The sequence below is a fragment of the Pseudoalteromonas sp. C12FD-1 genome (assembly GCF_037414265.1).
Lineage (GTDB): Bacteria > Pseudomonadota > Gammaproteobacteria > Enterobacterales > Alteromonadaceae > Pseudoalteromonas.
The window spans coordinates 101,405-122,757 of the sequence record NZ_JBBEVD010000052.1 but is presented as its reverse complement, the minus strand read 5'-3'; the positions used below and the strand labels follow the sequence as shown (position 1 = coordinate 122,757).

Here is a 21,353-nt window from a genome sequence, read left to right as displayed (position 1 = left end):
ATATGAATTTATCGCAGCACAATCAGTTTTCGTCTAAAGCGAGTCAGTTATTAAGTTGGGGCCACTGGTTCACTTTTGCAAATATTGGTTTAGCGCTTTTTATTAGCCTAAGCTTTTTATTTGCAGATTCACCGCCTACTAGCTTTATGGGCATTACCTATATGTTAGTGACATGGTTAAGCCATACGAGCTTTATCGCTTTTTTAGCATTTGTGCTGACGGTATTTCCTTTAAGCTTAGTGTTTCCTTATCCTCGTCATATCCGCGGTATGGCTGCTGTTATTGCAACACTTGGGGCGTCTATTTTAACGCTTGATGCATATGTATACGTTAATTTGGGCTATCACTTAAGCTCTTCTGCGCTACCGGAAATTATTTCCTTATTGTGGCATCGCCTTACTAGCTCGCCGGCCCTCACTACATTGTTAGCTGGGGGGATTGTTTTACTCATTTTAGGCTTTCAGCTAGTTGTAAGTAACTATACTTGGCAGCACTTAGCACGTTTAAAACAACTTAAATTTGCCCGTTTTGCCAGCTCGTTTTTAGTGCTTTGTTTTGCACTTAGCCACAGTATTCACATTTGGGCAGATGCAAATTTAAAATTTGATATAACAAAGCAAGATAACGTTTTACCATTGTCGTACCCTACGACCGCTAAAAGCTTATTAGCAAAAAATGATTTGCTCGATATTGAAAGCTATAAGCAAGCTCACAATGTTAGAATTAATAACCAAAACGTTAATTATCAAATACCTGCGCCGCTACAAAAATGTGAAGATTACACTGAGCAGCAAGTAGACATTTTTGTATTTGATACCAACGAGCAGTTAAGTCGTTTTGTTGCTAAGCATAAAAACTTACATAAAACAGATCAGTTTTTACAGCCAACACACCATGGCGATAGCTTATTTAGTTTAGTGTATGGCTTACCTTCTTTTTATAAAATGGCTATTTTATCAGAGCAAACCTTACCTGCGTGGCAAAGTCAGCGCAGAAGTATAGAACTTGCTGGCATTGAAAAGCTAAACTTTATAAACGATCAAGCGCATTCAAACAGTGCAATCAAAATCTTTAAAGGTGAAGATAACCCGTCTCCTCGCAGTGACGACACCCATATTTTTGCGTTTAGCTTAGCTAATAATAGTTCGGAAGTAGTTACATCATCGGTGTTATACAGCTCTGATAAGCGAATAGCCAAGGTAGATGGACTTATTCAACCCAGTGACATTATTGCAACCAGTGTAGGCCAATACTTAAACTGTAAGTCTGTGGTTAAACAAACCATGCTAGGTGAAAACCTGTATAAGAAAAAAACAGACACTGGCGTGAATTACTCTCAAGGCGTAGTTATTGCTTACAAAAAAGATAGAATTACACTAATAGATTCAGACGGTAACTATAAAAACATATCTGCCGCTGAAGGTTTTTCTATTGAGCAAAGTCTCGATATCCCGTTTTTAGTACAAAGTATTAAAAAGCTAAAAACCTACACACAATAGCTCTATCCCTTAACCTAGCTTGCTATAACACCAAGCTAGGTTATATTTACTAAACCACAGTAAACGCTCAGGGATGAACACAATGCAAAAACACACACTTTTTTTATGCGCTTTAATGGTATGTTCGCTTTCTTTGCATGCGCAAAATGCCACAACTTACTATAAATGCGTTACACAAAACGGCACTACCTTTTCGCAATTCCCTTGTAACGATAACGCTACCGCCTACACAATTAATACAGTATCTGGAATTAATACTGCACCGGCGCAAAATTACACAAAAGAGCTAAACGCATTAGAGCGTGAACGGATTGTGCTTGATCTGCAAGCTGAGCTGAGAAGTAATACGAATAAATTAGCGATTATAAAACGTAAAAAAGACCGCGCAGAATACAACCAGCAACAGCGCCTTAATCGCATTTTAGATGACGAGGACAAAAAGTTAATTAGCAAAGATATTACCAAGCAATTAAAAATAATAAATAAAGATCATAAAAAGCAAACCACCGAAATTGAAAAGCGCATTAAAAAGTTAGAGAAAAAAATAGCCTCTTACCAATAACCTGGCTTTTGCCATCACACGCAATTATGCATTAAGCTCAAAGTATAAAAACTGAGAATATTTATCTTGGTTTTAATCTAAAAATAACATAACCTTAACAACTATAGAGTTTGAGCTCTAACGTGTATAACGTATCAGCACCACAACAAATATAAAACCGCTGTATTATACCAATCCGCAATAATACTTAATCATTTTTAGGGGCTAAACGTGTCGCTATCTGTGTTAAAAAATTCTCATTTAGAACAACTAAATAGCGAATTTTTTGCCTTGCTATCAACACGCTTTTCCATCCTCAAAATAGATCACTTAATTATGCGGATTGGTACTAAAACGTTATATGCACTTTTTTAAGGAGTGTTTATGCAACCGCGCCATATAGCTGAATTAATTTTAACGGGTTTTAAAAAGCATTATCAGCTGTTTCAAAAAACCACAGCAAAAGCACCGCTTGCTTTTGCAAACCGCGATTGGCAGCATATTAATGAAATTAGTAAACTGCGTATTAGTTATTACGATGACAGAGTAAACGAAACCACTAAAGCATTAAAGCACGCACAGCTAACCGAACAACTAAATGAGCAGCTTTGGCTTGAAGTGAAAAAACTGTACCAACGTTTTTTATGCTTTCATCCCCAAGCTGAACTTGCCGAAACGTTTTATAACTCAGTATTTTGCCGTTTGTACCACAGGCGCTATTTTCATAACGACTTTATATTTGTACAAGCCACATTAAAAGATGCCCCTGCTATTCCTGTTGAGGCAGAGTACCGTAGCTACTTTCCTGTTGTTGATGGTTTAAAGCCCACTATAAAGCGCATTATTGAGCATTTTGATTTTAAAGCCCCGTTTGTAAATTTAGAGCGCGATATACGTTTGCTCGTGAAAGCATTTTACAAGCAAGCGCCCGATACTCATCACCAGCCTTGGCAAATGCGCTTTGATATTTTGCACGCGCCTTTTTATCGTAATAAAGCAGCTTACATAGTCGGCCGAGTGGTCTCTCAAAGTGGTGTGCAGCCCTTTATTATTGCCGTATTACACCATGAAGATAAAGGGTTATACCTCGATGCACTATTAACAAAATCATCGCAAATGCGGGTTATTTTTGGCTTTGCACGCGCTTATTTTATGGTTGAAACCCACGCCCCTTCAGCTATGGTTCGATTTTTAAATCAACTTATGCCAAATAAAACACTCGCAGAGCTATACAATGCCATCGGGTTTCATAAACAAGGTAAGACTGAGTTTTACCGTGAATTTTTGCATCACTTGTCTCACTCAGACGATGACTTTATCATAGCGCCAGGCACACCAGGTATGGTGATGATGGTATTTACGCTGCCCTCTTTTGGCTATGTATTTAAAATCATTAAAGATAAATTTGGCGAAAGTAAACCGTTTGGCCGCGATACCGTACTGAAACGTTATCAACTAGTAAAAAGCCATGATCGGGTTGGCCGCATGGCCGACACCATAGAGTACTCTAACGTTGTGTTTCCTTTGGCACGCTTTGATAGTAATTTACTGGCGCAGCTACATAAAACCATTGGCTCATCGATGGTTATTGAAGGCGACTGGCTTATTATTAAGCACTTATACATTGAAAGGCGCATGACACCGCTAAATTTATTTTTAGAAAACGCCAGTGAAGAAAGTGCTGCCGATGCAATAGAAGAGTACGGCCAAGCACTTAAAGAAATGATTGCGGTAAATATATTCCCAGGCGATATGCTGCTTAAAAACTTTGGGGTAAGCAAACACAAACGCATTATTTTTTATGATTACGATGAAGTTCAATACCTAACAGATATGAACTTTAGGGCCTTACCTAAGGCCAAAAGCTATGACGATTACTTAACTGATGAACAAAGCTACTCGGTTGCACCGCAAGATGTTTTTCCTGAGCAACTGTGTACCTTTGTTATGCCAAACCCAAAATACAAACAGTTTTTGCTCAGTACACATCCCGAGCTTGTTGATGTTAACTATTGGAAGCAAGCTCAGCAAAATATAAAAAAGGGTCATGTTAGTCACATATACCCATACCCGACAGCACAACGCTTTATTCACCACTGGTAAGCGTTAAAGGACACACAATGAACATAAGTAAAATAGATTTAAATTTGCTGGTTTACCTCGACACCCTATTACGGGAGTGTAACGTAACCCGCGCCGCTAACCAGTTAAGCATTACTCAACCAGCTATGAGTAACGGCCTTAAGCGTTTAAGAAACTTGTTTAACGATCCAATTTTGGTACGCACCAGTGAAGGTATGGTGCCTACCGAGCGCGCTATAGAGCTACAACCTGTTATTCGCGGTATTTTAATGACCCTAGAAGAAACCCTTGCGCCAAATCGCGAATTTGAGGCAAGCCAAAGTAAACGTGTATTTAGAATAATGGCCAGTGACTACGCAGCCAGTACCTTAGCGCCAAAGCTTTTAAGTAAACTTCATGAAGAAGCGCCCGATACAACCTTAGATATTCTCACGCCAAGTGATGTAACGTTTCATGATGTTGAAAATGGTAAAGTGGATATGGCCATTAACCGCTTTGAAAATTTACCGCAATCTTTTCATCATAAACGTATTTGGAAAGACAGCTTTTGTTGCTTAGTAAAAGCCGACAACCCAATTATTGAAAACTTTAGCCTAGATAGCTATTTAAAAGCCCGCCATATATGGGTAAGTAAAACCGGCTTTGGGGTTGGCGTAGGTATGGACCCTAAAGATGTACAAAAGCTAGGTTGGGTTGATGAAGCACTTGCCCATTTTGGTAAACACCGAAATATTGCCACGTTTACCCGTAATTACCACGTAGCCATTCATTTAGCCAAAGAGCAAAATTTAGTGGCAACCTTACCCTCAAAGGCTGCCAATATTTACTTAGATGATGCAGGCCTTAAAATTTTAGAGCCGCCATTTCCTATACCGCCTTTTGAGCTTGATATGATTTGGAGCCCTTTACTACATCGCGATGCAAGTCATATTTGGTTGCGTCAAAAAGTAGCCGAGGTGGCGGATGAGCTTAAATAACCTTATTACAAAAGCCATGTAAAATTTGCGAGGTTATTTTACTTTAAATAGCCTTGCAGCTTGAGAAATAATACAAAACTAAATAATTTCAATAGCTTAATATTAAAAATAAAACTGGAATGGCCTTTGCTCTATTTACTATGAAATTTAAATTCATGTATAGAGAGGTCATTATGAATACCCATCAAGGAACCGAAGCAACTCATATTACTGACATCATCCAAGTAATGAACAGTGGCATTGATTTTTATCAAAAAGCGCAAGAGAAAGTTGCAGACCCAGCCATTGGCGCATTATTTCAACGCATGATTGACGCACGAAAAGTAAGTGTTGAGCGCTTACAGCCTTATGCAGTTAACGAAAAAGGTGAGCGTGAAGACGGCTCGTCTTTTGCTGTAGAAGCGCGCAGAGCTTACACAGCGCTACTCACTACGTTTAGCTCTGATAACGATAAAACATACGTTAAAGAGCTTGAAGAAGTAGAAGATAAAACTCTTGAAGAAATTAAAGCAGCCATGGATAAACCACAGCCAGCAGATTGTGAAGCTGCATTAGCTAAAACTTTGCTAACCATGCAAAGTTGCCATACAGAAATGAGCCGCATGCAAAAGCATTAAACGTAACAGCTTAAACTACAACCCAGCTTTTTAGCTGGGTTTTTTATTGACTATTCAAATATAAGTCATGTTGTGAGCAAAACACGGCCCCTTACTCAGCTTCTACTTATTCTGATCATGTTGAAGCAACTATTAGCCCATTCACTCCCTAAAAAACACATTAACAATACAAATAATTAACTTTAATAGAATATTTATTTAACCACACACTATTTTTACTGTGCTAGTTTTAGTAATAGGTACCTGATTCCTTGCTGTGGCGCCGCTGCATTTAATTAACATAAGGTCCAATATGAAAAATAAAACAGCTCAAAATAATGCAGATGTAGATATGACACCAATGTTAGATATCGCATTCATTTTATTGATATTTTTTATTGTAACTACATCATTTATTAAACCTATAGCCATTGAAATACAACGACCTCTTGATAAACCCACCATCAATAAACAAACTAAAAGTGCTACTTTTAGTATTGATGAACATAATGCGGTGTATTTTTCTGGCAGGTTAATAGATTTAGAACAAATTACCAACAATCTTGCTATGTTTGCTGCTAAATACAAAGTAAGCGCTGTACTTATTAAGGCTCACGAAAACAGTAAACATAATACATTAATGAGAGTAATGGATAATATTAAAGAGTATGAAGATTACACTATTAGCTTAATATCTGAATAACGTAGTTATATACATTGATGGTAGACCAAAAAAAGGGCCTCACGGCCCTTTGAACTTAAATAACATAAGGGAGTGTTATTTATTAAAAGCGATATTCTGCACCTACGTAGTAGTATGCACCGTTAAAACCAAATGGTGCAGAGCGGCGAGAGTATTCAAATACACCACCGCTGCTTACAATTGTATTACCGTTAGCATCTACAATAGTGCCCGAACGTGAGTTACCAATGGTGTTTTTATCTGGGTATACGTCAAATAAGTTATTTGCACCAATGTTTACGGATAAATCTTCAGTAACAAAGTAGTTAACCTTAACGTCAGTTAAAATTTCTGCTCCGTAGGTTTGGCGCCCGCCATCTTCTACTGTGTATTCACCAAAGCGGTTAAGTGAAAGGTTTACAGTCCAATCGCCACGCTGGTAAAGCGCACTTAAATTAATACGATCTTCTGGTTGCCACTCTTCAATAATTGAAATTTCTTGATCAGAAAAAACATCTTCTACCGGCACGGTTTCAAGCCCTGAGCCCGATGGCGTAAATAACGACACCACCTCAGTTTCTGTAAAGTTAGCTGCTAAAGTAAAATCAAGCGTGCCGCCTAAGCCCTCGGTATTCCAAGTAGCTACAAAATCAATACCTGAAGTTTCGGTATCAGCACCATTTAAGAAAAACTGACCAGCACCAGCGCCTGAGCTGATTAATGCAGCATCTAGGCTTGAAGAAAGCCCTTTGCCTAAACGGTTACTAATTACTATGCGGTCGTCAATATCAATTGAATAGTAATCTACCGTTACATTAATGTTGTCTGTTACGTTGTAGACAATACCTAAGCTGCGGTTTTGCGATTTTTCTTCTTTAAGTTTTGGAATACCTAAACTTTGCGCAAGGGTTGAATCGTTTCTGAATGTGCCTACCTCTTCGGCAACAAGCGAGCCGTCTTCAGCTACAACGAACTGTGTACTAATGTTGTTAAAGTATAGTTGCTGCATAGAAGGTGCTCTAAAGCCTGAGCTTAATGCACCACGCAGTGACACATCATCAGTAATTGCCCAGTTACCCGCAAGCTTAAAGTTTACCGTATCGCCAAAGCCTTTGTAATTATCGTAACGCAGTGCGCCTGATAAAATGACATCTTCAATTAGGTAGGTTTCTGCATCAAGGTAAAACGAAATTACATCGCGCGACTCATCAACCGATGACGCCGGTGAAGAACCACCAAAACCTTGCGTGCCGCCGGAGGCATCTTCAGAGCCTACACCGCCACTTAAACCACTATAAATACTTACCCCATCAAGGGTGTCGTAATCACGATAAGCATATTCGCTGCCCTCTAAAATGCGGTATTCATCGGTACGAATTTCGGCGCCCATAGCCAGTGAGTAGTCATCAAAGTTTTGGGTAAAGTCGATATTAATAGTTTGCAGTGATAGCTCCATGCCATAGGCATAAGCTTCACGCGGGATGGTGCTGCGAATATCAGCGGCACTTAAACCTTGCTCGTAACGTAAAAAGTTAGCGTACGAGGCGTTAATAGTATCGCTTGTTGTGTAATCAATGCTGTTTTCACCGTAGGTGTACGATACATCTAAGCTCGCGTCGTTATCAAAATCGGTTTTGTAGCCAAAGTTGTAAGAAATATCATCAATGGTGGTATTAATTTTAGGTAAAAAGCCCAGCGGGATAGTTGCATCGTTATCTTGTAAAACCGGGTTACCACCTGCATTTGCATTATGGCGGAAAAACGCTGCTGATTCGTTATCGCGCGTTGAATATGTAATAAAGCCGTAAAGCTCGCCATCACCCAATTCATAACCGGTATTAACAGTTAAGCCAAACTGCTGCGAGTCAGCATCACCAATTCTAAAGGTATCTCTATCTGCGGTCAGTTCACGTGGATCGCCTGCTAATAATGTACCGTCGCTAAGCTCCGTACAGCCATAAAACTGACACGAGCCGTGCAAACCTGCGCGGTTAGTAGGCGAGCGATCGCGGTAGTTAAGTGTGGCATTTAAGTAGCCGCTATCGCCTAGGGCAAATCCTTTATTAAAATCTACATTTACGGTTTCGCCATCGCCCTCTGAGTACTCGCCGTAATTAATTGCAGCCTTGCCGCCTTCGCTGCCATCTTTTAGTACAATATTAATAACACCGGCAATTGCATCTGAGCCGTATTGCGCTGCTGCACCGTCTCGTAATACTTCTATACGTTTAATAGCAGAGGCTGGAATAGCGTTCATATCGGTACCTGCGGTACCACGTCCTACTGAGGTATTGATATGAATAATACTTGCCTGATGGCGGCGCTTACCATTAATTAGCACTAATGTTTGGTCAGGCCCTAAGCCACGCAGTGTTGCAGGTCGTAAGGCATCAGTGCCATCACTGATTGACGAGCTTGAAAAGTTAAATGAAGGCGCAATAGATTGCAACATACGGCCAACTTCAGTCTGGCCTGTGTTTTCAAGTGCTTCAGCACTTAAAATATCAACGGGTACGGGTAAGTCTTCTACTGAGCGCCCTGCTACGCGGCTACCTACAATAGCAATTTTTTCTATTTTCTCTTGTGCAACATCCTCTGCTGCATTCACACCGTGTGAATTTGCTGCAAGTAATGCTGGTAATACAGCTGCACTAACCCCTGAAAGCTTCATCATGTTGTTATCTTTCCTATTGATTTGTTTGAGTTTTATACTCAGTAAACCATTTTGATCAACAACCGCATCGAGCTCGGTCCCAGTTAATAATGCTTGCAGTGCATCTAGTTGGGTATAAAAACCATAAACCGAATTTGCTTGATAATTTTTTGCCAACTCATAAGAAAACATCACAGTTTGCTCTGTTTGTTTAGCAAATTCTATTAAGGCTTTGTCTGCTCGCTGCGCTTGAATATCAAATTGCACCATTTGCCCAGTGGTCTGTGTTGCCCCTTGCACACTCATGCTAAAAATAGCTGGAGCAAGTACACTTAAACCACTTATTAAGTGCGTTTGGTTACTGCGCAATTTATATAAACAGCTGACAAACAAAATTCCTCTATAGTTTTTTATCTTTTTTTTAAAGTTTTTTTTACTAATAACATTTAATGATGCAACTTCACCTAACATTTGTTTGATATGCATAACATTTCTTATGATTTAGTTTGCTGTGTTAGGCTTACAATATGTTCACCTAAACGCTTATGCTCAATTGCAAAATTAGTTTGTAGACTCTCAAGCAGCCCTTCAACGTCACCTGCTTTAAACACACCTGCCACTTTTATGTTGGCAAGGCCAGCGCTTGAAAGCTCAAAACGTGTAGAGGTGTAGCGGCTCACTTCATTTAACGCATCACTTAAATGCTCACCATTAAAAATTAACATGCCATTTTGCCATGCTAAATCACGCTGTACGTCATCCACTGAAAGCTGCGTAATAGGCTTGGTAATACTTTGTTCTATAATTGCTTTTTCGCCTGAGATAACAATATTAGCATTAATATTTCGTATTTTTTTAGCGTTATTGTCGGCCAATTGGTAGTCTTTAAAATCGTTAGCACTGACTGCAACACTTGGGTCGGTGATCATCACTTTGCCTTCAGTTACTACCAGCTCTAAATCAGAGGAAGTATTACGCTGCACATTAAATACAGTGCCCAAGGCGGTAAAGCTTTTATCGCCAGCCATTACACTAAATGGACGCGATGGATCTTTTGCTACATTAAAACGCCCTTCGCCTTTGCTAAGCAACAACTGCCGGCGACCTTTACTGTAAGCTACCTCTAACAGGCTATTGGTGTTTAATTGCACAATAGTGCCGTCTGGTAGCACATACGTGGCTTGCTCGCCCACCTTGGTAGTATAAATTTTGGTGTAATTTATTTTAGCCAGCTCTTCGTTGTAGCCGTTTTCTAGGTTAATTAATAAGTAACTACACACCATTAATGCTGCAAATAAGCTTGCGGCAATAGCACTTGAAAACGCCCAATGTTTTTTCTGCGGTTTAGTATTTTTATGTGGAAACAAACTGCTTAATTCGTTCAGTACGGCCAATTCATCCCACAGTTGCGCAAGTTCGTATATGGCATCTTGATGGGCGGTACTTTGCATCATCCACAGCTTAAATTGCTCTTTTTCATTTTCGCTTAAGCCTCTGTCAATTGCGCTGATCCACTGGCAAGCTTTTTCTAAAATTAAATCTTTTGAGGTAAATTGATGAACATTACTCATTTTGCCGCCCTCTCAATAGATAGAGCCGGATTACAGGCAGAATTTTTTGCCGAAGATTGATTATGATTTTGTTCATGTTCTTTCATGTATAACATGGTTTGTAATAAACCTTTGGCAATGTGTTTTTCTACTGTGCTTTCGCTTAATTGCATGTGCTGGGCGATTTCTTTTTGGCTCATACCGTAAACTTTTTTAAATATAAAACATTTACGGGTAGAAGAATTTAGTTGATCCGTTGCTCTACAAAAAAGTAAAAAACGCTCTTTTGAAGTGTATTCATCCTCAAGCTGTGAGGATTTAAGCAGCGGGGGTAATTCTGCATCGTGCTCTAACGAGTCACTAAACTTGTTATCCCACTTGGCTATATGATTAAGCGCTAAGTGTTTTGCTGTTTTAAGCATGTAGCTGCGCCTAAACTGAATATCTTGTTTTAAATCAGCTTCGTAGCTTTTAATAAAGGTTTCTTGCACAATGTCTTCTACGTCATCGGGCTGTACAATACGCGACACAAAGCGTTTTAACTGCTTAGTGATATCAACAAACGTTGATGTCATATTTACTTTGGTAGTCATCCTTAACATAGGCCTATTGTTGTTTTTATTACCGATAGATTACGAGTTTTTGGCATAAAAACAAGCGTAAATGTTAATTTGCCGTTGTTTAGGTAGGTTTTGAGTAAACAGGAGTTCAAATGAGTAAATTATTAGATTATATAAGGCTCAGCTTTTTTGCAGCTGGTTTACTATTAGGGGTACAAATACCCGCATTAGTCAGCGATTACGGCCACGCTTTGCAGGCACATTTAATTGAAGCGAATACCGCATTAGCCCCGTTTCAAAAAGATGCTCAAAACTACTTTAATAACGATTTAAACAAGCTAATTACACACTATGAAAACAGTGGCGATGCTATTATTGGTAAAGGCGCTGATCACATTAGCACCCTAAAAAATCGGCAGCAATCCTTACAAGCGGCAGTTAATAAGTTTAACCAATCACCCTATATATTTACTTTAACCAGTGATTTTCTCACCATTAAAAAGCAAGTATGGCAACGCTTTGAAGGGCAAATAGTGTTAAAAAAGGACTCCATAATAGCAGCGCTTGTTTGCGCCATTATTATTGCAATTTTTGCTGAGTTTATTGGCTTTGTAACCTTGTTCATTATTAAGCGCGGGTATACCCGCTTATTCATAACTGGCAAATAAAGACTTCATAAACTCATAAAACACCTCGGTTTTACGGGTTGTTAAGCTATTTTGAGGGCGTAAAAACCACACGGGTGCGTCGCTTTGTGCCATTACTTTGGGCATAACCTCTACTAAATTACCCGCATTTAGTTCATCGTTTATGGCTATTTTGGATTTAATGGCTATGCCATGCCCTGCAATCGCTGCCTGCGTCATGTTATCGGAATTGGAAATAGTAAAGCGCGTTTTAGCATTAAACGTGTGTATTTTTTTATTTTCATCATACAGCTTTAACTGCCTTTGCCAGGGCAAACACACCCAGTAGTGTGCGCTCAGTTCGCTTAGTGTACTAGGCATACCATGCTTTTTTATATAACTTGGCGCTGCACATAAAATACGAGAGTTATTTACAATCTTACGAGAAAGTAGGCCAGAGTCGGTTAATTGCCCTACTCTAATTGCCACATCTTGTGCATCATCAACCACATTGACAAAATGATCGGTAATTAAAAAGTCGAGTTTTAGTTCTGGGTATTGGCTTTCAAACTCGGTCAGTTTTGGCATAACATACTTTGAAAAAACCCACGGTGGCATTGTCACACGTAATAACCCGCTGACCGATGAGCTTCGTGCGCCAATGCTATGCTCTGCATCGTGCAGCGCTTCTATAATTGCCCCTACGCGTTGATAAAATAGCTCTCCGGCAGGCGATAACCTTACTCGCCGGCTATCTCTAAACACTAATACGGTGGAGAGCTCGCGCTCTAACTTGCTTAATCTGTGGCTAACTGTAGCAGGCGATAATCGTTGCTCACGCGCAGCAGCAAGTACCCCTTTATTTTCTACCACGGCAATAAATGTTTCTAGATCACTTAAATTATACATACAGTAGGTTAAATAATTTTTAATGTTTAATATTTTCGAATGAAGCTTTCACTTTTGCAATATATATTTAAATAACTAGAACACTCATAATCGTCGTAAAGTTATATTCGGGATTTATCAATGAGTTTAAAAGCGCAGATTGATGCATATAATGTGCAAAAAGAAGCCAAATTACCGGCTGATGTTTTAGCCTTAATGGACAAAACGAATGAAGAGCTTATTGCTCAGCACATTAAAAATAACGCCTTACAAGTAGGCGCTAAAGTAAGTAACTTTAATTTAAGTAACCATAACGGCGAAACTATTGAGCTTACTGACTTACTAAATAAAGGCCCAGTAATTATTAGTTTTTACCGCGGCGGGTGGTGCCCATATTGTAACTTAGAGCTAAAAGCACTAAATAACTACTTGCCACAATTTAAAACACAAAGTGCTCAGCTCATTGCTATATCGCCACAACTACCTGACGAAACACTTTCTACTGCGCAAAAAAATGCTCTTGAATTTGATGTACTCTCGGATGTAAGTAATAAAGTGGCTGATCAATTTGGCTTACTGTTTACACTAGATGAGCGTATTCAAGCACTTTATACGCAATTTGGTATTGATTTTGAAAAATATTACGGCGATAAAAGCTATAAATTACCTTTACCAGCAACCTATGTAATTAACCAAAAAGGCATAATTACTTATGCCTTTTTAAACGAAGACTACACCCTACGCGCAGAGCCTGCAGATGTAATGGCCGCCCTTGAATCGGAGCACAAATAATGTCTATTTTAAAATCGTTAAAAACACTTACCCTATCACTACTTATAGGTAGCAGTGTAGTTTCTGGTTTAGCACAAGCTGATGAAAAACCTACACAGGTAAAACCTAAAGTACTTATTTTTGATGTAAACGAAACACTCCTTGATTTAACCTCAATGCGCACTTCTATTGGTAAAGCGCTGGGTGGGCGTGAAGATTTATTACCACTGTGGTTCTCGACCATGTTGCATCATTCACTCGTTGATACTGTAAGTGGCAATTACCATGATTTTGGTCAAATAGGGGTTGCTTCGTTACTTATGGTCGCTAAGAATAACAATATTGATATAACCAGCGAACAAGCAAAAACAGCCATTGTTACCCCGCTTTTAACCCTGCCACCTCATAAAGATGTGAAAGAAGGACTGGCAAAACTCAAAGCACAGGGCTATAAGTTAGTAAGTCTGACAAATTCTTCAAACAAAGGCGTTAAAGCCCAGTTTGAGAGCGCTGGATTAATGTCGTTCTTTGATGAGCGCTACAGCATTGAAGATATTAAAATTTATAAACCAGACTTACGTGCCTACGAGTGGGTGTTAACTAAATTAAATGTAAAAGCAAATGAAGCAATGATGGTCGCGGCGCACGGTTGGGATGTAGCAGGTGCAAAAGAAGCCGGCTTACAAACAACCTTTATAGCCCGCCCAGGTAAAACACTTTACCCACTGGCTAAAAAACCAGACCATGTTGTGAAAGATTTACATGAATTAGCCGCTCTACTTAAATAAGCACGCCCAGCGCTAATTAATCAATACCCAAGCGGACAATGTCAGGATGACGTTGGCCGCTTTTTTATTACTAAAAACCACGTATAAACAAAGTATTTAGCATTTTTATCTGCTAGCAATTTACTCCCCACAACGCTACTATTTAATGAATACGCAGTGGAGATAATTATGAACAGTCAAAGATTAAGCGAATTTGAAGAATACTTTCAAATAAATGAAAGTATTCGAGTAAACTTATTTGCTGTAGAAAATCAGTTAGTGCCGCAATCTGAACTCGCGCTTGAAGACGACATACCTCCTCTATTTAAGCTAGCTAACGAAGTCAGTGAGCTTGAACAGGCATCTTTAAGGCCCCTGAGAAACTTAGGCGATTTAGCACAAGAGCTGGCGGCTTTTTTACAAGCACAGTCTCGTAAAATTGATTTAATAATGAGCCACATTTTAGCCTCAGAGCAAGCTCAAGATAACGCCATCCAGTGTGATAGCTACGGTGGAGGCGGCATACGCTTTACTTCGCCGGATGTATACGCAATAGGCCAATCATTTAGAACAAAGCTATTTTTGCACCACGAAGCCTCAGCCGTTTACTGCTATACAGAAGTTGTTGCCATTGAAAAACAAGACAACGAACATTACCAATACACATTACTGTTTACTGCAATAAGAACCACAGACCAAGAATTAGTTGTAAGAGCCAGCTTGCACGCACAAACACGCCAGCTAAAAAAACGCCAAGAACTTGAACAAATTGGCGATGATACAAGCAGCGATAAATAGCTGACATATGCATGTAAAATGCTAAACTAGCGCCACCGTAATTTGTATCAAAACTTCATGAACTTTAGACTTTTACCTGAATGGGCTGAGCAAGACGCCGTTATGCTAACCTGGCCCCATGCACAAACTGACTGGGCTGATACGCTTGAACGCGTAGAGCCTGTTTATGTTGAGCTTGCAACGCATATCACAGCCGTGCAACAACTTGTTATTGTTGCTCATAACACGGCACTTAAAAGCCACATTACTGCCTTGCTAACAAAAGCGAATATAAACTTAAGCAAAGTGTACTTTGTTGTTACGCCAACAAACGATACGTGGGCGCGCGATCACGGCCCTATTACCTGTGCAAATATTAACGACTCTCGGCAACTTAAAATTTACGATTTTACCTTTAATGGCTGGGGTAATAAGTTCGAAAGTACCCTCGATAATAAAATTAACGCAGTACTGGTAAACAAGCTGAGTAATTCAAACACTGAGTACCAAGCCCTTGATATAGTACTTGAAGGCGGCGGTATTGAAATTAACGAACACGGTGTATTGCTTACAACCAGCGAATGTTTACTGAATAAAAATCGTAACCCAGATTTATCATCAGGCGATATTGAGTCAATTTTAAAAACGCATTTAGGCGCAACTGACTTTTTATGGGTAGATCATGGCTATCTAGCCGGTGATGATACCGACAGCCACATTGACACACTGGTACGCTTTGCGCCAAATAATACACTTGTATATGTTAAGTGCGATACGAAAGAAGATGAGCACTTTAACGCATTAGATGCGATGGAAAAACAGCTGCAAAGCTTTAAAACGCAAAATAATACCCCATATACATTAATTGATTTGCCGTGGCCAAAACCGGTGTTTGATGATGATAACACCCGATTACCGGCAACGTACGCAAATTACTTGATTATCAATAATACGGTTTTAGTTCCTACGTATAACGATGACAATGACGCACTAGCACTAGCGCAAGTTCAAAAAGCGTACCCAACGCACACTATTATTGGCGTTAATTGCCTACCTATTATTGAACAATTTGGTAGTTTGCATTGCATTACTATGCAATTACCTCGTGGATTTTTAGCTGGAGCAGCACAATGACAAGCCCTGCAAAATTAACCGTTGCCCTAGTGCAACAAACTAACAGTGATAATGCCGAGCAAAATATGGCTAAGTCGATTGCTGGCATTCGTGATGCTGCTAAGCAAGGCGCACAACTTGTGGTTTTACAAGAGCTGCATCGTAGTCTGTACTTTTGCCAAACAGAAGATGTTGATGTATTTGACCTAGCCGAAACAATTCCGGGCCCAAGCTCAAATACATTGGGTGAGCTTGCCAAGGAGCTTGGTATCGTTATTGTGGCTTCACTATTTGAAAAACGTGCCACTGGGCTTTATCACAATACTGCGGTTGTACTTGAAAAAGACGGCACCATTGCGGGTAAGTACCGTAAAATGCATATTCCTGATGACCCAGGCTTTTACGAAAAATTTTACTTTACCCCAGGCGATTTAGGTTTTGAGCCAATTCAAACCTCAGTAGGTAAATTAGGTGTATTAGTATGCTGGGATCAATGGTTCCCAGAGGCGGCGCGTTTAATGGCTATGGCCGGCGCTGAGATATTAATTTACCCAACCGCAATTGGCTGGGATCCACGTGATGATAACGCAGAGCAAACACGCCAAAAAGACGCGTGGGTAATAAGCCAACGTGCGCATGCGGTTGCCAACGGCGTACCCGTTATTAGCTGTAACCGTGTAGGCCACGAAAATGACCCGAGCGGACAAAGTAAAGGTATACAATTTTGGGGTAACTCATTTATTGCCGGCCCACAAGGCGAAATGCTCTCAGAGGCAAACAATTCCGATGAGCAAATTTTAGTCGTAGAACTTGATCAAAAAGCCTCAGAAAACGTAAGACGTATATGGCCATACTTACGCGACCGCAGAATTGATCACTATCAAGACTTAACAAAAATTTACCGAGACTAAATAACTGCATGGCGTTTGTGAGCAAACGCCACTAAAAAATGGAGCACTAAATGGCGTTTGAGCAATGGGCAGCCTTGCCGTGGGTAAAATCTCAAAAAGATAAAATTCAATGGGGGCAGTTAACTGGCAGTGCATTAAGTATAGCCATTGCAGAAGGTGTAAAACAGCAAAACGATTTAGTGCTTATAGTAACACCAGATACGCCAAGCGCATTACGACTTGAAACCGAACTCGAATACTTACTCCCCGATAACCCGGTAATGGTATTTCCTGATTGGGAAACCTTACCGTATGACCATTTTTCTCCACACCAAGATATTATTTCAGCCCGTTTAGCCACACTTAATACGTTAAAAAACGAGCAACAAAGCGTGCTTATAGTGCCTGTATCTACCTTAATGTTACGTACTGCGCCCGCATCGTTTATTTATGGCTCTACCCTTAATTTTAAAGTAGGCGATAAGCTCGACACTCATAACTTGCGTAGTAATTTAGAACAAGCAGGCTACTTAAACGTACAGCAGGTAATGGAACACGGCGAATACGCGATACGTGGCTCTATTGTTGATTTGTACCCGATGGGCAGTGTACACCCCTTTAGGCTCGACTTTTTTGATGATGAACTCGACTCTATTCGCTTATTTGACGTTGAAACCCAGCGATCAGATGAAAAAGTAGATAAGATTGAGTTACTTCCCGCGCATGAATTTCCAACCAACGAAGCAGACGTTGAGCGTTTTAGAATAAATTATCGCGATAAATTTGGTGCCAGCTCAGAGCAAGACTCTGTTTATATGCAAGTAAGCAAAGGTACGTGGCCTGCCGGTATTGAATACTACATGCCGCTGTTTTTTGAAAAGCTGGCCACCATTTTTGATTACTTGCCAAACACCACTACGGTTATGCAATTAGGTGATTTAGAACACGCCGCAGATACCTTTTGGCACGATGTAAACGTACGCTACGAAAACCGTAGAGTAGATCCGCTGCGCCCACTGCTGGCGCCGAGCGAGTTGTATCAACCTATTAATGAGTTGTTTTCTAATTTAGGTAAGTTTGCACGAATACGTTTATCGCAAGCTAAATTATCCACTAAAGCGGGTAATAAAAACTTAAATGTGAGCGAGCTTCCCGCAGTAAGAATCGATCATAAACAACACGAACCCTACGGGGCATTTATTAACTATGTGGCAGAGCAAAAAAAGAAAAAAAGCCGCATTTTATTAAGTGTTGAGTCTGATGGTCGCCGCGAGTCTTTATTAAGCGTACTTAAGCCAAGTGGGTTAAAGTTTAAAGAATTTGAAAGCTTACAGCAATTTACACAAAGCCAAAGCGATGTAGGCTTAATTGTAAGCCCTCTTGAGCAAAGTGTTGTACTGGGTACAAAACCTAGCCTTTCTATTATTACCGAGCAAGAGCTATTAGGTATTAAGGTGTCGCAACGTAGGCGCCGTAAACATAAATACGAAGCAAGCCAAGATGCGCTAATTCGCAACTTAGCCGAGCTTAAAGAGGGCCAACCAATTGTTCACCTTGATCACGGTGTTGGCCGCTATCAAGGCCTGCAAACAATTGACGCAGCAGGTGTAATCACTGAGTTTGTTACCATCACCTATGCTGGTGAGGCAAAGCTGTATGTGCCGGTATCGGCACTGCATATGCTAAGCCGTTATTCTGGCGGTGAAGAAGCAAGCGCCCCGCTTCACAAACTTGGCTCAGATGCCTGGGAAAAAGCCAAAAAACGCGCCGCCGAAAAAGTACGCGACGTGGCCGCAGAGCTATTAGATATTTACGCACAGCGCCAAGCAAAACCAGGTAATAAATTTGCACTCGATGGGCAAAGTTATCGCCAATTTAGCGACAGCTTCCCATTTGAAGAAACGGACGATCAGCGTAATGCTATTGAAGCCGTTCTTGGCGATATGCAATCAAAACTTGCTATGGACCGTTTAGTGTGTGGTGATGTTGGTTTTGGTAAAACAGAAGTAGCTATGCGCGCCGCATTTGTAGCGGTTAACGACAACAAACAAGTCGCTGTGCTGGTACCAACCACATTACTTGCTCAGCAACACTATGAAAACTTTAAAGACCGTTTTGCCGACTTCCCAATTGAAGTGGGTGTGTTGTCGCGTTTTAATTCAACTAAAGAGCAAAAAGACACGCTCGAAAAAATGGCCGACGGTAAGCTAGATATCGTTATTGGCACGCATAAATTAATTCAGCAAGATATTAAGTTTAACGACTTAGGTTTACTGATTGTTGATGAAGAGCATCGCTTTGGCGTGCGCCAAAAAGAAAAAATAAAATCATTGCGCGCTGATGTAGATATTTTAACACTGACTGCAACGCCTATTCCGCGTACATTAAACATGGCGATGAGCGGTATGCGTGATTTATCTATTATTGCCACCCCACCGGCTAAGCGTTTAGCAGTTAAAACCTTTGTACGCCAGCGCGACAGCGACTTAATACGTGAAGCGATACTGCGTGAAATTAAACGCGGCGGCCAAGTGTACTTTTTGCATAACAATGTTGAGACAATTGAGCGAGTATCACAAGAGATCAGCGAATGGGTGCCTGAGGCCAGTGTCACCTCTGCTCATGGGCAAATGCGCGAGCAAGAGCTTGAGCAAATAATGACTGATTTTTATCATCAAAAATACAATGTATTGGTATGTACCACCATTATTGAAACTGGTATTGATGTGCCTACCGCTAATACAATTATTATGGACAGGGCCGATAAACTTGGTCTTGCGCAATTACACCAATTACGCGGCCGTGTTGGACGAAGCCACCATCAAGCGTATGCGTATCTATTAACTGGTGATGCTAAAGCACTTTCTAAAGATGCCACTAAACGCTTACAAGCCATTGAGTCACTTGAAGATTTAGGCGCAGGTTTTGCTCTTGCAACACATGATTTAGAAATACGTGGTGCGGGTGAACTATTAGGCGATGATCAATCAGGGCAAATGCAAACCATTGGCTTTAGTTTGTATATGGAAATGCTAGAGCAGGCAGTTAATGCCCTTAAAAATGGCAAAGAGCCAACGCTTGAGAACTTGCTGCAGCAACAAACAGACGTTGATTTAAAACTCCCTGCTTTATTACCTGATGATTACATACATGATGTTAATGCGCGTTTAGGTATGTACAAGCGCATAGCAAGTTGTGCTAACCTTGCCGATATGGACGAATTACAAGTAGAGCTAATAGACCGATTTGGTTTATTACCTGATGCCACTAAAAACCTATTCAGTTTGCAGCGACTAAAAATGCGTGCCAGCGATTTAGGCATTACAAAAATAGAGGCAAACCCTAAAGGAGGCTACTTTGAGTTTAGTCAAAATACCAAGGTTAATCCTAGCTTCATCATAGGCTTGATACAAAGTGCACCCCATGTGTACAAAATGGATGGCGCAAACAAATTGCGCTTTGCAATTAATGAGGTAAACCCTCGTGAACGCTTAAAAATGGTCACTGCAATGATTGCAGATTTCGAAAAAAAGGTTAGCCATTAATGTTGCTAAAAAAATCGCTTATCGTGCTATGTTGCTTATTTAGCAGCACCGCACTTGCAGAACGTTGGTTTGAAGTAGAAGTGCTGATATTTAAACAGCGCCCTGCACCCTATTTACAAGAAGACTTTAGCTTAAAACACGAACCCATTAAGGCTAAAAATACCTTAGAGTTACTTACTCCTTTATACACAGAGCAAGCAATGCAAGCGTGTATAGATGGCGATAGTCGTTTTCAAAAACGCACCTTTACCGATTCTTTAGTTAATGCCAACCCGCAATCGGGTGTGTGTGATAACAGTATCGACTTTATGCAAAGTTACGACGAGCTACCTGTAACGCCATTAGCACCGCCGCAAGATACAATGGATGAGCCTTACCTACTGGCTCCCGAACAATTACAATTTAACGCTCAACGCCGAGAGCTTGACCGCAAAGGTTTATCACCCCTGCTGCACACAGGCTGGCGTTTTGAAGGGGCAAGTAAATCGCGCGCGCCAAGCGTACACTTAATTTCTGGGGAGCATATAAAGCGCGATGTTAACACCACGCCAAATTATGCAAACCCCGACTTTATTAGCCTTGTTCAAAGTAAACCACAACTGTTTGAGACCTCTGAACAACCCCTAAGCTATTGGGAACTAGATGGTTTATTTAAAATACATTTACGCCACTACCTATACATCACCGCGGACTTTGATGTAAACGAAAAACTACCCAATGGGGATATTGAATCAGCCCGCTTTTCACAATTTAAACGTGTAATTAGTGGTGAAATCCATTACTTTGATCATCCTCGTATGGGCATGATTGTACAAATACGAAAGTATAAACACTAA

The 21,353-nt window shown here is 40.4% G+C and carries 18 protein-coding genes; 14 read left to right on the top strand and 4 right to left on the bottom strand.

Annotation, left to right across the window (positions count from 1 at the left end; translation table 11 throughout):
- Positions 1 to 2 precede the first annotated feature (2 nt).
- The 6 genes from WDB87_RS07830 to WDB87_RS07805 all read left to right on the top strand — a co-directional run bounded on the left by WDB87_RS07830 (position 3) and on the right by WDB87_RS07805 (position 6,398).
- Positions 3 to 1,499: a DUF3413 domain-containing protein gene (locus tag WDB87_RS07830; protein WP_286247065.1), complete on the top strand. Its 1,497-nt coding sequence runs from the start codon at positions 3 to 5 to the stop codon at positions 1,497 to 1,499.
- Positions 1,500 to 1,581: 82 nt separating this feature from the next.
- On the top strand, positions 1,582 to 2,061 hold the full coding sequence (locus tag WDB87_RS07825; protein ID WP_337849526.1) for a DUF4124 domain-containing protein: 480 nt from the start codon (positions 1,582 to 1,584) through the stop codon (positions 2,059 to 2,061).
- A 363-nt stretch (positions 2,062 to 2,424) separates the two neighbouring features.
- The gene (gene aceK / locus WDB87_RS07820) at positions 2,425 to 4,143 is read left to right on the top strand and encodes a bifunctional isocitrate dehydrogenase kinase/phosphatase (protein WP_286247059.1); all 1,719 of its coding nucleotides are present in this window, start codon (positions 2,425 to 2,427) and stop codon (positions 4,141 to 4,143) included.
- Between the two features lie 17 nt (positions 4,144 to 4,160).
- Complete coding sequence (locus WDB87_RS07815; RefSeq protein ID WP_024032602.1) at positions 4,161 to 5,099, top strand: LysR family transcriptional regulator; 939 nt, start codon at positions 4,161 to 4,163, stop codon at positions 5,097 to 5,099.
- A gap of 173 nt (positions 5,100 to 5,272) precedes the next feature.
- The gene (locus WDB87_RS07810; RefSeq protein WP_337849525.1) at positions 5,273 to 5,716 is read left to right on the top strand and encodes a ferritin-like domain-containing protein; all 444 of its coding nucleotides are present in this window, start codon (positions 5,273 to 5,275) and stop codon (positions 5,714 to 5,716) included.
- A gap of 292 nt (positions 5,717 to 6,008) precedes the next feature.
- Entirely contained in the window at positions 6,009 to 6,398 is a 390-nt protein-coding gene (locus WDB87_RS07805; RefSeq protein WP_337849524.1) for an ExbD/TolR family protein, read from the top strand.
- A gap of 82 nt (positions 6,399 to 6,480) precedes the next feature.
- Here WDB87_RS07805 and WDB87_RS07800 read toward each other — a convergent pair whose 3' ends face one another.
- Genes WDB87_RS07800 through WDB87_RS07790 form a run of 3 tightly spaced genes read right to left on the bottom strand, consistent with a single transcriptional unit; the run spans position 6,481 to position 11,173 of the window.
- A complete protein-coding gene (locus WDB87_RS07800; RefSeq protein ID WP_337849607.1) occupies positions 6,481 to 9,501 on the bottom strand; it encodes a TonB-dependent receptor plug domain-containing protein in 3,021 nt (1,006 codons plus the stop codon).
- Positions 9,502 to 9,524: 23 nt separating this feature from the next.
- A complete protein-coding gene (locus tag WDB87_RS07795) occupies positions 9,525 to 10,601 on the bottom strand; it encodes a FecR family protein (RefSeq protein WP_286247053.1) in 1,077 nt (358 codons plus the stop codon).
- Complete coding sequence (locus WDB87_RS07790; RefSeq protein ID WP_286247051.1) at positions 10,598 to 11,173, bottom strand: RNA polymerase sigma factor; 576 nt, start codon at positions 11,171 to 11,173, stop codon at positions 10,598 to 10,600. Before WDB87_RS07790 ends, WDB87_RS07795 begins: the two co-directional genes overlap by 4 nt.
- 119 nt (positions 11,174 to 11,292) lie before the next feature.
- On the opposite strand from WDB87_RS07790, the gene WDB87_RS07785 reads away from it, so the two are divergent.
- The gene (locus WDB87_RS07785; RefSeq protein ID WP_286247049.1) at positions 11,293 to 11,808 is read left to right on the top strand and encodes a DUF2937 family protein; all 516 of its coding nucleotides are present in this window, start codon (positions 11,293 to 11,295) and stop codon (positions 11,806 to 11,808) included.
- Here WDB87_RS07785 and WDB87_RS07780 read toward each other — a convergent pair.
- Positions 11,788 to 12,675, bottom strand: a complete 888-nt coding sequence (locus WDB87_RS07780) for a LysR family transcriptional regulator (protein ID WP_337849523.1) — start codon at positions 12,673 to 12,675, stop codon at positions 11,788 to 11,790. The genes WDB87_RS07785 and WDB87_RS07780 overlap by 21 nt on opposite strands.
- Positions 12,676 to 12,795: 120 nt before the next feature.
- On the opposite strand from WDB87_RS07780, the gene WDB87_RS07775 reads away from it, so the two are divergent.
- The 7 genes from WDB87_RS07775 to WDB87_RS07745 all read left to right on the top strand — a co-directional run bounded on the left by WDB87_RS07775 (position 12,796) and on the right by WDB87_RS07745 (position 21,353).
- Complete coding sequence (locus tag WDB87_RS07775; protein ID WP_337849522.1) at positions 12,796 to 13,446, top strand: peroxiredoxin-like family protein; 651 nt, start codon at positions 12,796 to 12,798, stop codon at positions 13,444 to 13,446.
- Positions 13,446 to 14,213 (top strand): haloacid dehalogenase type II, encoded by a 768-nt coding sequence (locus WDB87_RS07770; RefSeq protein WP_286247044.1) that lies wholly within the window; start codon positions 13,446 to 13,448, stop codon positions 14,211 to 14,213. The genes WDB87_RS07775 and WDB87_RS07770 overlap by 1 nt, the downstream gene beginning before the upstream one ends.
- A gap of 168 nt (positions 14,214 to 14,381) precedes the next feature.
- A complete protein-coding gene (locus WDB87_RS07765; protein WP_337849521.1) occupies positions 14,382 to 14,990 on the top strand; it encodes a PilZ domain-containing protein in 609 nt (202 codons plus the stop codon).
- A 57-nt stretch (positions 14,991 to 15,047) separates the two neighbouring features.
- Entirely contained in the window at positions 15,048 to 16,103 is a 1,056-nt protein-coding gene (locus WDB87_RS07760) for an agmatine deiminase family protein (protein ID WP_337849520.1), read from the top strand.
- Positions 16,100 to 16,993 (top strand): carbon-nitrogen hydrolase, encoded by an 894-nt coding sequence (locus WDB87_RS07755; RefSeq protein ID WP_337849519.1) that lies wholly within the window; start codon positions 16,100 to 16,102, stop codon positions 16,991 to 16,993. Before WDB87_RS07760 ends, WDB87_RS07755 begins: the two co-directional genes overlap by 4 nt.
- A 50-nt stretch (positions 16,994 to 17,043) precedes the next feature.
- On the top strand, positions 17,044 to 20,517 hold the full coding sequence (gene mfd, locus WDB87_RS07750; protein ID WP_337849518.1) for a transcription-repair coupling factor: 3,474 nt from the start codon (positions 17,044 to 17,046) through the stop codon (positions 20,515 to 20,517).
- On the top strand, positions 20,517 to 21,353 hold the full coding sequence (locus tag WDB87_RS07745) for a peptidoglycan binding protein CsiV (RefSeq protein ID WP_286247032.1): 837 nt from the start codon (positions 20,517 to 20,519) through the stop codon (positions 21,351 to 21,353). The genes mfd and WDB87_RS07745 overlap by 1 nt, the downstream gene beginning before the upstream one ends.

Coding starts and splice junctions, on each gene's coding strand:
- WDB87_RS07780 (WP_337849523.1), bottom strand. CDS start 12,675: ATGTATAATTTAAGTGATCTAGAAACATTTATTGCCGTGGTAGAAAAT.
- WDB87_RS07755 (WP_337849519.1), top strand. CDS start 16,100: ATGACAAGCCCTGCAAAATTAACCGTTGCCCTAGTGCAACAAACTAAC.
- WDB87_RS07800 (WP_337849607.1), bottom strand. CDS start 9,501: ATGTTAGGTGAAGTTGCATCATTAAATGTTATTAGTAAAAAAAACTTT.
- WDB87_RS07825 (WP_337849526.1), top strand. CDS start 1,582: ATGCAAAAACACACACTTTTTTTATGCGCTTTAATGGTATGTTCGCTT.
- WDB87_RS07830 (WP_286247065.1), top strand. CDS start 3: ATGAATTTATCGCAGCACAATCAGTTTTCGTCTAAAGCGAGTCAGTTA.
- WDB87_RS07805 (WP_337849524.1), top strand. CDS start 6,009: ATGAAAAATAAAACAGCTCAAAATAATGCAGATGTAGATATGACACCA.
- WDB87_RS07775 (WP_337849522.1), top strand. CDS start 12,796: ATGAGTTTAAAAGCGCAGATTGATGCATATAATGTGCAAAAAGAAGCC.
- WDB87_RS07785 (WP_286247049.1), top strand. CDS start 11,293: ATGAGTAAATTATTAGATTATATAAGGCTCAGCTTTTTTGCAGCTGGT.
- mfd (WP_337849518.1), top strand. CDS start 17,044: ATGGCGTTTGAGCAATGGGCAGCCTTGCCGTGGGTAAAATCTCAAAAA.
- aceK (WP_286247059.1), top strand. CDS start 2,425: ATGCAACCGCGCCATATAGCTGAATTAATTTTAACGGGTTTTAAAAAG.
- WDB87_RS07810 (WP_337849525.1), top strand. CDS start 5,273: ATGAATACCCATCAAGGAACCGAAGCAACTCATATTACTGACATCATC.
- WDB87_RS07815 (WP_024032602.1), top strand. CDS start 4,161: ATGAACATAAGTAAAATAGATTTAAATTTGCTGGTTTACCTCGACACC.
- WDB87_RS07745 (WP_286247032.1), top strand. CDS start 20,517: ATGTTGCTAAAAAAATCGCTTATCGTGCTATGTTGCTTATTTAGCAGC.
- WDB87_RS07760 (WP_337849520.1), top strand. CDS start 15,048: ATGAACTTTAGACTTTTACCTGAATGGGCTGAGCAAGACGCCGTTATG.
- WDB87_RS07770 (WP_286247044.1), top strand. CDS start 13,446: ATGTCTATTTTAAAATCGTTAAAAACACTTACCCTATCACTACTTATA.
- WDB87_RS07790 (WP_286247051.1), bottom strand. CDS start 11,173: ATGACTACCAAAGTAAATATGACATCAACGTTTGTTGATATCACTAAG.
- WDB87_RS07795 (WP_286247053.1), bottom strand. CDS start 10,601: ATGAGTAATGTTCATCAATTTACCTCAAAAGATTTAATTTTAGAAAAA.
- WDB87_RS07765 (WP_337849521.1), top strand. CDS start 14,382: ATGAACAGTCAAAGATTAAGCGAATTTGAAGAATACTTTCAAATAAAT.